The organism is Pantoea sp. JK (genome assembly GCF_026130245.1).
Taxonomy (GTDB): Bacteria; Pseudomonadota; Gammaproteobacteria; order Enterobacterales; family Enterobacteriaceae; genus Pantoea; species Pantoea trifolii.
Genome location: NZ_JAINFN010000006.1, coordinates 1 through 11,585, shown reverse-complemented (window position 1 = coordinate 11,585; position 11,585 = coordinate 1). Strand labels below are relative to the sequence as shown.

The following is an 11,585-nucleotide window of genomic DNA, read 5'->3' as shown; positions in this document are numbered from 1 at the left end:
TAAAAAAAGCATTTTGCTTTAAGTAGTTAGCGGGCGCTGACACATCTGCTGCGTCACGGGCCGTCCTCGCGCCGCTAGCGCGGTGCCTTCGGCTTCCACGTTGTGCCAACGGACCGTTCGGGGATCGGCCGTCCTGGCCGGCCCCGAACTGCCTCACGCATCCATGCGTGAGGCTCCTGGCCCAACGTAAAAGCCTCAGCGCTGCGGATAGCCCTTTTGCCGCAGCAGACGCGCCAGCGCCTGTGGTAAATGTGCCCCTTTCAACAATTCGCACTGAAGTTTAAGCAGGCCGGGGCCGCTTTTGGGCAGGCAATCCGCAGCGCTGAACGAAGCAAGGAAGCCAGGAGAGCCCGCAGGACGCGGGCGAAAGGCGGAGCCGGGACAGGACGTCCCGTCTCGGCCGGTCCGTCAGGCAGACGAGCGAAGTGAAGGTACCGCGCTAGCGGCGCGAGGACCGCCGGACCAAAAGTGACCCCGGCCTGCGCACTCGCCGCTGGCTTAACTGATAAGCATTAAGCCATTTATGGCGACATTTTTAATTTGTGCATACATATAGAAGGTCGCCATTCATGAATGGCGACCCTACGAGATGCGTTAATCCGCGTCGTAACCCAGGTTCGGCGCCAGCCAGCGCTCGACGTCACTCACGCTCATGCCTTTACGCGCTGCGTAATCTTCTACCTGATCGCGCTGAATCTGCGCCACGGCGAAGTATTTGCTGTCGGGATGGCTGAAGTACCAGCCGGAAACCGCCGCGCCTGGCCACATGGCGAAAGACTCGGTGAGCTTCATGCCGGTGTGTTTTTCCACCTCCAGTAACTGCCAGATCGGTGCTTTCTCAGTGTGTTCCGGACAAGCCGGATAACCCGGCGCGGGTCGAATGCCCTGATAATTCTCGCGAATCAGCTCTTCGTTGCTGAGATTTTCATGGGCGGCAAAGCCCCAAATCACCTTACGCACGCGCTCGTGCAGGTACTCGGCAAAGGCTTCGGCCAGACGGTCCGATACTGCTTTCACCATGATTTTGTTGTAATCATCGTGCTGCTTGTCGTACGCCTCGGCCAGCGCATCTTCCTCAATCCCGGCGGTAACCGCAAACGCACCGAGATAATCGGCTTTGCCGCTGGATTTCGGTGCCACGAAGTCGGCTAAACAGTAGTTGGCGAAGTCGGTTTTTTCGGTCTGCTGACGCAAGTGATGGCTCACGCACAGCACCTGATTGCGGTTCTCATTGCTGTAGATTTCAATGTCATCGCCGACACGGTTAGCTGGGAAAATCCCCACCACGCCGCGTGGATTGAGCGTGCCAGTCTCACTCAGCATATCGAGCATGGCGTTGGCGTCGGCAAACAGGCGTTTGGCCTCTTCGCCCACCACTTCATCTTCCAGAATGCGCGGATACTTGCCGGCCAATGACCAGGTCATAAAGAACGGCGTCCAGTCGATGTAATTACGCAGCGTTTCAATGCTGGCTTCGACCGGGCTCACGCCGAGACGATGCGCCACTGGCGGCGTATAGCTTTCCCAGTCGATGGCGTAATCATTATCGCGCGCGGTTTGCAGGCTTACCGGCGGGGTCCGCGGCTTTTTACGCCCATGCTGAATGCGCACCGTGTCGTACTCTTTACGCGTGCGCGCCACGAAATCCTCTTTCAGCGTCTCAGAGAGCAGCGATGACACCACGCCAACGGTGCGCGAGGCGTTCTGCACGTAGACGGTTGGACCGCTGTAGTTCTGTTCGATCTTCACGGCGGTATGCGCTTTCGAAGTGGTCGCGCCGCCAATCAGCAGCGGGATGGTGAATCCCTGACGCTCCATCTCTTTCGCTACGTTGACCATTTCATCCAGCGACGGCGTGATCAGGCCGGAAAGCCCGATGATATCGGCGTTCTCGGCGATCGCGGTTTTAAGGATTTTGTCGCTCGGCACCATGACGCCGAGATCGATAATTTCGTAGTTGTTACATTGCAGCACCACACCGACGATGTTTTTGCCGATGTCATGCACGTCGCCTTTTACCGTCGCCAGCACGATCTTGCCGTTGCTGCGTCCGGCTTCTTTACTCGCCTCGATATAGGGTTCGAGATACGCCACCGCTTGCTTCATTACGCGCGCCGATTTCACTACCTGCGGCAGGAACATTTTGCCCTCGCCGAACAGATCGCCGACCACGTTCATGCCGGACATCAGCGGCCCTTCGATTACCTGAATCGGACGTTCATAGCCCTGACGCGCCTCTTCAGTATCCAGCTCAATGAATTCGGTGATGCCTTTAACCAGCGAATATTCCAGACGCTTAACCACGTCCCAGCTGCGCCATTCGGCTTGCTGTTTCTCCTGCTCGCCATCGCTTTTGCTGCCGCGATACTTCTCCGCCAGCTCCAACAAGCGCTCGGTGCCGTCGTCACGGCGGTTCAGCACCACGTCTTCCACCGCGTCGCGCAACTCGGCAGGCAGATCGTCATAAATCGCCAGCTGACCGGCGTTGACGATGCCCATGTCCATGCCGTTGCGAATGGCGTAATAGAGGAACACCGCGTGAATGGCTTCGCGCACCGGTTCGTTACCACGGAACGAGAACGACACGTTGGAGACGCCGCCGGAGATCATCGCGTGCGGCAGTTCGCGCTTGATGTCTTCACAAGCGCCGATGAAATCCATCGCGTAGTTATTGTGTTCTTCAATGCCGGTCGCCACGGCAAAAATATTCGGATCGAAAATGATGTCTTCAGGCGGGAAACCGACCTCTTCGGTCAGGATCTTGTAGGCGCGACGACAGATCTCGATTTTGCGTGCACGCGTATCCGCCTGGCCCACTTCATCAAACGCCATTACCACCATCGCTGCGCCATAACGACGCACTTTACGCGCGTGCTCGATGAAGGGTTCAACGCCCTCTTTCATCGAGATGGAGTTGACGATGCCTTTGCCCTGAATGCACTGCAGGCCTTTCTCGATCACTTCCCATTTCGAGGAGTCGATCATGATCGGCACGCGTGCGATATCGGGTTCGCCCGCGATCAGATTGAGGAAGCGCACCATCGCCGCTTCGGCATCCAGCATGCCTTCATCCATGTTGATATCGATGATTTGCGCGCCGCTCTCCACCTGCTGGCGCGCCACATCCAGCGCTTCGTTGTATTTCTCTTCTTTAATCAGGCGCTTGAACTTGGCTGAGCCGGTTACGTTGGTACGTTCACCGACGTTGACGAACAGCGAATCAGCCTGAATATTCAGCGGTTCAAGCCCGGCTAAGCGGCAGGCAACCGGAATCTTTGGCAACTGGCGCGGCGCAACGCCGTCTACCGCTGCCGCCATCGCCGCGATGTGTTCTGGCGTGGTGCCGCAGCAGCCGCCGATAATATTGAGGAAACCGGCGCGCGCCCATTCGCCAATTTGCTCGGCCATAATCGCCGCATCGAGATCGTATTCACCAAAGGCGTTGGGCAAGCCGGCGTTCGGGTGCGCGGTGACGTAGCCTTCAGCAATACGCGACAGCTCCGCCACATACTGGCGCAGTTCATCCGGGCCCAGCGCACAGTTGAGGCCGAACGACAGCGGTTCGGCGTGACGCAGCGAGTTATAGAAGCCTTCAGTGGTTTGGCCGGAAAGCGTACGACCGGACGCATCGGTGATGGTGCCGGAGATCATCAGCGGCAGCTTGACGCCCATCGCTTCCATCTCGGCCTGAACTGCGTAGATCGCCGCTTTGGCGTTCAGGGTATCGAACACCGTTTCGATCATGATGAGGTCGGAACCACCAGCAATCAGCGCATGCGTGGATTCACGGTAAGCTTCCACCAGCTGATTGAAGGTTACGTTTCGATAAGCGGGATCGTTGACGTCCGGCGAGATCGAACAGGTACGGTTGGTGGGGCCCAATACGCCCGCCACGTAGCGCGGACGATGCGGCGTTTTCGCCGTCCACTCATCGGCGCTGGCGCGCGCCAGCTTGGCGGCTTCGAAGTTGATCTCCGCCGACAGCGCTTCCATCGCATAATCGGCCATCGCAATGGTGGTGGCGTTGAAGGTGTTGGTTTCCAGAATATCCGCGCCGGCGGCGAGGTAGGCATCGTGGATTTCGCGGATGACGTCCGGTTTGGTCAGCACCAATAGATCGTTGTTGCCCTTCAAATCAGATGGCCAGTCGGCAAAGCGGCTGCCACGGAAATCCTGCTCACTCAGTTTATAACTCTGGATCATGGTGCCCATGCCACCATCCAGAATCATAATGCGTTGTGCCAGCTGCTGCTGCAGCATTTCTGTTTTGTTGCTCACTCTCGCCCCGTCCACGTCATTGCGTTGGCTAATATGCCAGCCAGACATACTGGCACAACTTGCAGGTGATCAAAAGTCAGCTCAGATGAGACATTTTCAGCTATCAGGCATTACAGGTCTGACCAGAAAGTCAGCGTTTGCATTAATGCAGTTAAAAACGAAAATGGTTTCCAGCATTGATGCGAATTGGAGACGTTATGGCAACCCCCGTGCCCGCGAAACGCGGCAAGAAACCCCGTGCTACAACGACACCCACCAGCGCGCCTGTCGGCGGGCAAGTACAATCTCTGACGCGCGGCCTGCGCCTGCTGGAGCTGATTGCCGAATCCCACGGCAGCGTGGCGCTGACCGAACTGGCGCAACAGGCCGGTTTACCCAACTCCACCACTCATCGCCTGCTCTCCACCATGCAGCAGCAAGGTTTTGTGCATCAGGTGGGCGATTTAGGTTTGTGGACTATTGGTTCGCACGCCTTTGTGGTGGGCAGCAGCTTCCTGCAGAGCCGTAATCTGCTGGCAATTGTGCATCCGCTGCTGCGCAAGCTGATGGAAGATGCCGGCGAGACGGTGAATCTGGCGGTGCTGGATCTCAGTGATTATCAGGCGGTGATTATCGATCAGGTGCAGTGTACGCAACTGATGCGCATGTCCGCGCCGATTGGTGGCAAGCTACCGATGCATGCGTCCGGCGCGGGTAAAGCGTTTCTGGCGCATCTCAGCGATGAGCAAGTTACCGCGCTGCTGCATCAAAAAGGATTGCATCACTACACGCCGAAAACGCTGATGTCGCCGCACAGCCTGAAGGAGAATCTGGCGCTGATTCGTAAGATGGGCTTTTCGCACGATGATGAAGAGCACGCGCTGGGTCTGCGCTGCGTTGCGGCACCGATTTATGACGAACATGGCGAACCCTTCGCCGCCATCTCAATCTCCGGCCCGATTGCGCGCATGACTGACGACCGCATCACCGAGCTCGGTGCGCTGGTGATCCGCGCCGCCAAACAGGTGACCCAAACCTACTCTGGCCGCTAAGCGGCCACCGAAGCATAGCGCGCGCTGAAACGCTGGCTGGCGCGCCACGCAATCACCTCTTCAATATGCCCTTCGCGGATGCGCGTTTGCAGCGCGCGCCACCAGTTGGGATCAAACAGCTGCGGATGCAGCGCCTGCAGCAGTTTGCCGGTCGACGGTTCGCTGCACAGCGCATAGCGGAAAGTTTCCGGGAACACATCATCCGGCCCGACGCTGTACCACGGCTCAGCCTGCAGCTCATCTTCCTCATAACGCGCCTGTGGTACATCGCGGAACACCAGCTCGGTCATCGGGCGGATTTCGTCGTAATCGTAAAACACCACGCGGCCGTGACGCGTCATGCCAAAGTTTTTGTACAGCATGTCGCCGGGGAAAATGTTCGCCGCCGCCAGCTGACGAATCGCATCACCGTATTCGCCAATCGCGTGCTGGCGCTGTTCCGGCGAAGCCTGGGCCAGCCACAGATTGAGCGGCTCCATGCGACGTTCCAGCCACAAATGGCGGATGATCACCAGGTCATCGCGCAGCTCGATTTTTTCCGGGATATCGCGCTCAAACTCCGCCATCAGTTCAGCCGGAATACGCGCGCGCGGTAACGCAAAGTGTTCAAACTCCTGGGTATCCGCCATGCGACCGACGCGATCGTGCTCCTTAACCATGCGATAGCAGTCGCGCACCTGCGCATCGGTGACCTCTTTTTGCGGGGCGAAGCGGTCTTTGATCACCTTAAATACCCGATCAAAACCCGGCAGCGTGAACACCATCATCACCATGCCGCGAATGCCGGGCGCGACGGTAAAATCTTCCTGACTTTGCGCCAGATAGTGCAGATATTCACGATAACACTCGGTTTTGCCGTGCTTCTGGCAACCAATCGCCATGTAGCGTTCAGCCACGGTTTTGCCCGACAGAATCGGTTGCAGCCACGCCACCAGCGCGGCGGGCACCGGCGCGTAGACCATAAAATAGGCGCGGGCGAAGCCAAACACGATGCTGGCATCATCGCTATCGGTGAGACAGGTGTCGATCCACAATCGTCCTGCATCATCGCGCTGAATCGGCAGCAAACAGGGCACCATGCCATCGCTCAGCTGCAGGCGCGCCACGATCCATGCGGTTTTGTTGCGGTAAAACAGCTCGCTGGCGACATCCAGCGTTGCCGTCGCCAGTTGCGCGGCACCAAACTGCTCGTGCAGATGGCGCACAATCCAGCCGATATCGCGCGTTTGATCCTGCCACGTTAAGCGCAGCGGAATGTCATTCAGCACCTGACGCAATGTTTCCTGCCAATTGTGTTGCGGGCGATAAAGACGTGACAACGGACGCTGGGCAACCGGCGCAGGCGCATACGGCTGTGACGGCAAGATAAACAGGCTTTCGGGCGACAGATGACTGTGGCCCTGCAGCCGACAATAGACCGAGTTGAAGAAGCTTTCGGCGATTTCATGGCGCGGATAGCCGGGCAGCAAGGTTTCATAATGGCTTTTCACCCGCAGCCAGAACGCGTCGTCCCAATCCGACGTGTCATTGAGAATGCGCAGCTGGTTGGTGACGAGGCCAACGTGGTGATCGTAGAGGTGGATACGCGCTTTCATGGCCTGCTGCACCGCGTGCCAGTCAGCCTGCTCGAAGCGCTGTTGCGCGCCGGCGGTGATATCCAGAAAGCGGCCATACTGCGCGTCAAAACCTTGCAGGATGGTGTGGGCGATCAGCGATTCTCTCGGTGTCATCGGCAACGCTCCGGGGAAATGGTCGCCATGAATGGCGACCCTACGACGGCTTTAGAATTGCGCGGCTTCGGTGGAACCGGTCAACGCGGTCACTGAGGATTGTCCGCCCTGAATGACATTGGTGACGCGATCAAAATAGCCGGTGCCGACTTCCTGCTGATGCGACGAGAAGGTGTAGCCCTTATCGCGCGCCGCAAACTCTGGCTGCTGCACTTTTTCCACATAATGACGCATGCCTTCGCCCTGCGCATAGGCGTGCGCCAGATCGAACATGTTGAACCACATGCTGTGAATTCCGGCCAGCGTAATGAACTGGAAGCGATAGCCCATTTCGCTCAGCGCCTGCTGGAAACGCGCGATGGTGCGATCGTCGAGGTTCTTCTTCCAGTTGAACGAGGGCGAACAGTTGTAGGCCAGCAGTTTGCCGGGATGCTGTGCGTGGATCGCGTCGGCAAAGCGCTGCGCCATCTCCAGATCTGGCGTCGAGGTTTCGCACCACAGCACGTCGGCATAAGGCGCATATGCCAGCCCGCGGCTGATCGCCTGTTCAATCCCGGCATGGGTGCGGAAGAAGCCTTCTAAGGTGCGCTCGCCGGTGATAAACGCCGCATCGCGCGGGTCGCAGTCTGAGGTGATCAGATCGGCGGCATCCGCATCGGTGCGCGCTAGCAATACTGTCGGGACGTTCATTACGTCTGCGGCCAGACGCGCCGCCACCAGTTTCTGAATTGCTTCCTGCGTCGGGACTAATACCTTGCCACCCATGTGGCCGCACTTCTTCACCGCCGCCAGTTGGTCTTCAAAATGCACCGCGCCGGCACCGGCCTGAATCATCGATTTCATCAGCTCGAACGCATTGAGCACGCCGCCAAAGCCCGCTTCCGCATCGGCGACAATCGGCAGGAAGTAATCAATAAAATCATTATCTTCTGGCGATACACCGCTGGCCCACTGAATTTGATCGGCTCGCTGGAAGCTCTGATTAATCCGCTCCACCACATTTGGCACCGAATTCACCGGATACAGCGATTGGTCGGGATACATCTGCCCGGCCAGGTTAGCATCTGCCGCCACCTGCCAGCCGGAGAGGTAAATCGCCTCTATGCCGGCTTTCGCCTGCTGCACCGCTTGTCCGCCGGTCAACGCGCCGAGGCTGTTGATGTAGCCTTTGCTCGATTCACCATTCAGCAGCGACCAGAGTTTGGTGGCACCGCGCTCCGCCAGCGTACAGGCGGGATTGACCGAGCCGCGCAGATTGACCACATCCTCCGCACTGTACGGACGCGTGATTCCCTGCCAGCGCGCATCATTCCAGCTCGATTCCAGTTGTTTGATCTGTTGCGTACGATTCATCGTCATATCTCCAGGTTCAAGGCAGCAGGCGGTAGCCCGGCAGAGTGAGGAAGGAAACCAGTTCGTCATCGGTGGTGATTTGCGCCATCAGCGCGGCGGCATCGTCGAAGCGTCCATTCTGGAAACGCTCTGCGCCAACGGTTTGCTGCAAGGCAGCCAGCTCTTCCGCCAGTAGCCGTTCAAACAGCGCCACCGTCACCGGTTGGCCATCGCTGAGAATTTGTTTGTGATGAATCCATTGCCAGATGGAGGTACGAGCGATTTCAGCGGTGGCGGCATCTTCCATCAATCCGTCAATCGGTACGCAGCCGTTGCCGCTGATCCAGGCTTCCAGATATTGCAGCGCCACGCGGATGTTGGCGCGCATGCCCGCTTCGGTACGCTTACCGCGACACGGCGCCAGCAGACGCTCGGCGGTGATTGGTGCATCCTGCTCACGTGTGATGTGCAGTTGATTAGGTTGATCGCCCAATCGGCGGTCAAACTCCTCCATCGCGATATCTGCCAGGCCGGGATGCGCCACCCAGGTTCCGTCGTGACCGTTGCCCGCTTCGCGCGCTTTATCTTCCTGCACCTTCTGCGTCACCCATAAATTGCGCTCCGCGTCTTTGCTCGGAATCAGCGCCGACATACCGCCCATTGCCAGCGCACCACGGCGATGACAGGTTCTGATCAGCAGGCGTGAATAAGCATCAAGGAATGGCTGATCCATGCTGATTTGCTGGCGATCCGGCAGGATACGATCGGGATGCTGGCCCAGCGTTTTGATGTAGCTGAAGATGTAATCCCAACGGCCACAGTTCAAGCCCACCACGTGATCGCGCAGTTCCCACAGGATCTCATCCATCTGGAATACCGCCGGCAGCGTTTCGATCAATACCGTGGCTTTGATGGTGCCGCGCGGCAGATCGAAGCGATCTTCACTGAAGCGGAAGATCTCACGCCACCACGCCACTTCAGCGGCATGCTCGGTTTTCGGCAGATAGAACCATGGCGCGTGGCCCTTCTCCAGCAGCGCTTCAACGTTGTGGAAAAAGTAGAGCGCAAAGTCGAACAATCCGCCGGGAATGGCCCGATCGCGCCACTCCACATGCTTTTCATTCAGATGCAGACCCCGTACCCGACACATCAGCAGCGCCGGATTGGCACGCAGCTGGTAGATCTTGCCGGTTTCACTGGTGAAGCTCAGCGTGCCATTGACCGCATCGCGCAAGGTTAATTGTCCATCAACCAGCTTCTGCCAGGTTGGCGCCAATGAATCTTCAAAATCGGCCATGAAGACGTTGACGTTCGCATTGAGTGCGTTGATCACCATTTTGCGATCCGGCGGCCCGGTGATCTCCACGCGGCGATCTTGTAACAGTTGCGGAATAGGACGAACCTGCCACGCATTTTCACGAATGGAAGTGGTTTCCGAATCAAATCCCGGTAACTCACCTTGATCGTAACGCTTCTGGCGTTGCTGGCGTGCCTTCAGCAGGCGTTCGCGCTCTGGTGCGAAACGCACTACTAATGCGTGTACAAAGTCGATCGCTTCTGGGGTAAGCAGCTGCTTTTCCGCGTGGGTAAAGGGCTGGCTGAAGGTTAGCGTATTGCTGATAACCGAGTCTGTCATGCGGGCTGCCTCCTGGGTTGATCCATCGTTTAACGATCGGATCCGGATGTAGGGTGTTTTATAACCTGCAAGATCAGAGCATAATGATTTTTATTTTATTTTCAAAAACTATTTCCATTTTTATATTTATAGTGATTTATCAGATTGATATTTATGTAATTTAATTTCTCGAATTAAAGGCAACTACTTCCACCCCTGAACAGAAGGCAAAAAAAAGCCGCGATAGCTTTCGGCTAGCGCGGCAGGATCAAATCAGATGTTGGAGTTATTCGAGCGTTGGGTTCATTCGACGCAGATCGAACGGCGTGATCTGATAAACGTAGTAGTTCAGCCAGTTGGAAAACAGCAGATTGCCGTGGCTACGCCAGGTGGCGCGCGGCGGCAATTCTGGATTGTCGTGTGGGAAATAGTTGAACGGCACGTCCGGCTGTAGGCCCGCATCGTAATCGCGATGATATTCACCTGAAAGCGTCAAAGCGTCGTACTCAGGGTGGCCGGTGACAAACGCCAGGCGCTTATCTTTGCTTGCCATTAGATACGCGCCGGTTGATTCCGATTCGGCAAACAACTCGAGATCGGTGTAATCGCGGATCAGCTGGCTTGGGAAATCGGCATAGCGTGAATGCGGGGCCAGGAAGTTGTCATCAAAGCCACGCGTCAGTAAAGCATGTGGATGCAGGATTTGGTGCTCATAAACACCGGACAATTTGTTCTGCCGCGTCTGCTTAGGAATGCCATACAGAATGTTGAGTGCCGCCTGAACCGCCCAACAGACAAAGAGCGTGGAGGTGACGTGCTCATTCGCCCAGTGCAGCACGCGCTGGATCTGTGGCCAATACGCGACATCATTGAAATCGACCAATCCCAGCGGCGCGCCGGTCACAATCAGTCCATCGAAATTATCGTTTTGGATGTCTTCAAAGTTGCAGTAGAAGTTGTTCAGATGCTCTGTCGGCGTATTGCGCGACTCGCGGCTATCAATGCGCAGCAGCTGCACATCAATCTGCAACGGTGAGTTTGAGAGCAGGCGCAGGAACTGGTTTTCTGTCTCAATCTTCTTTGGCATCAGGTTAAGAATCAGCACTTTTAGCGGACGGATCTCCTGAACACTGGCGCGCGACGACGTCATGACAAAGACATTTTCATCACGCAAAAAATTCACTGCCGGTAATTCGTCGGGAATCCTGATTGGCATAACCTGCTCACCTCTTACTGATAACCGTATAAACGTTTAGACATCCAGATGCCCGACATTAGCGTGTTATGTCGAGAATGTCGAGTCTTCATGCGGTTTATGAAAATGTTTCAGCTTTAGGTGGATTTGGGAAAGTCGTTAGGGAGATGAGTATGTCATGTGGCGAATTTTAGCTTCAGGATGGTACTAAATCTGAAGTGTTTTTCTAAATTTCAGACGTAAAAAAGCCCCGAACTTTCGTTCGGGGCTTCTTCACTTAATTGATGCCTGGCAGTTCCCTACTCTCGCATGGGGAGACCCCACACTACCATCGGCGCTACGGCGTTTCACTTCTGAGTTCGGCATGGGGTCAGGTGGGACCACCGCGCTAAAGCCGCCAGGCA

General features: G+C 56.7%; 6 protein-coding genes and 1 rRNA gene. 1 reads left to right on the top strand and 6 read right to left on the bottom strand.

The genetic code is table 11. The annotated features are described in order from the left end of the window. Positions 1–594: 594 nt before the first annotated feature. Complete coding sequence (gene metH, locus PanJK_RS14135) at positions 595–4,278, bottom strand: methionine synthase (RefSeq protein WP_265300570.1); 3,684 nt, start codon at positions 4,276–4,278, stop codon at positions 595–597. Positions 4,279–4,475: 197 nt separating this feature from the next. Between metH and iclR the strand changes: the two genes are divergently transcribed. After that, complete coding sequence (iclR, locus tag PanJK_RS14130; RefSeq protein WP_256698106.1) at positions 4,476–5,309, top strand: glyoxylate bypass operon transcriptional repressor IclR; 834 nt, start codon at positions 4,476–4,478, stop codon at positions 5,307–5,309. On the opposite strand, the gene aceK is transcribed toward iclR, so the two are convergent. The 5 genes from aceK to rrf all read right to left on the bottom strand — a co-directional run bounded on the left by aceK (position 5,306) and on the right by rrf (position 11,583). Continuing rightward, positions 5,306–7,039, bottom strand: coding sequence for a bifunctional isocitrate dehydrogenase kinase/phosphatase (aceK, locus tag PanJK_RS14125; protein WP_265300565.1), 1,734 nt, complete (start codon positions 7,037–7,039; stop codon positions 5,306–5,308). The two genes, iclR and aceK, sit on opposite strands and share 4 nt — an antisense overlap. A gap of 51 nt (positions 7,040–7,090) precedes the next feature. Then, on the bottom strand, positions 7,091–8,392 hold the full coding sequence (gene aceA, locus PanJK_RS14120; protein WP_265300563.1) for an isocitrate lyase: 1,302 nt from the start codon (positions 8,390–8,392) through the stop codon (positions 7,091–7,093). A 16-nt stretch (positions 8,393–8,408) separates the two neighbouring features. After that, the gene (aceB, locus tag PanJK_RS14115) at positions 8,409–10,007 is read right to left on the bottom strand and encodes a malate synthase A (protein WP_265300561.1); all 1,599 of its coding nucleotides are present in this window, start codon (positions 10,005–10,007) and stop codon (positions 8,409–8,411) included. Between the two features lie 265 nt (positions 10,008–10,272). Continuing rightward, a complete protein-coding gene (gene metA / locus PanJK_RS14110; RefSeq protein ID WP_101763126.1) occupies positions 10,273–11,202 on the bottom strand; it encodes a homoserine O-acetyltransferase MetA in 930 nt (309 codons plus the stop codon). Positions 11,203–11,467: 265 nt separating this feature from the next. Further along, positions 11,468–11,583, bottom strand: a 5S ribosomal RNA gene (rrf, locus tag PanJK_RS14105). Positions 11,584–11,585 lie beyond the last annotated feature (2 nt).

Bases quoted from the DNA above. Each gene is read 5' to 3' on its own strand.
- iclR (WP_256698106.1), top strand. From the start codon at position 4,476: ATGGCAACCCCCGTGCCCGCGAAACGCGGCAAGAAACCCCGTGCTACA.
- aceK (WP_265300565.1), bottom strand. From the start codon at position 7,039: ATGACACCGAGAGAATCGCTGATCGCCCACACCATCCTGCAAGGTTTT.
- aceA (WP_265300563.1), bottom strand. From the start codon at position 8,392: ATGAATCGTACGCAACAGATCAAACAACTGGAATCGAGCTGGAATGAT.
- aceB (WP_265300561.1), bottom strand. From the start codon at position 10,007: ATGACAGACTCGGTTATCAGCAATACGCTAACCTTCAGCCAGCCCTTT.
- metA (WP_101763126.1), bottom strand. From the start codon at position 11,202: ATGCCAATCAGGATTCCCGACGAATTACCGGCAGTGAATTTTTTGCGT.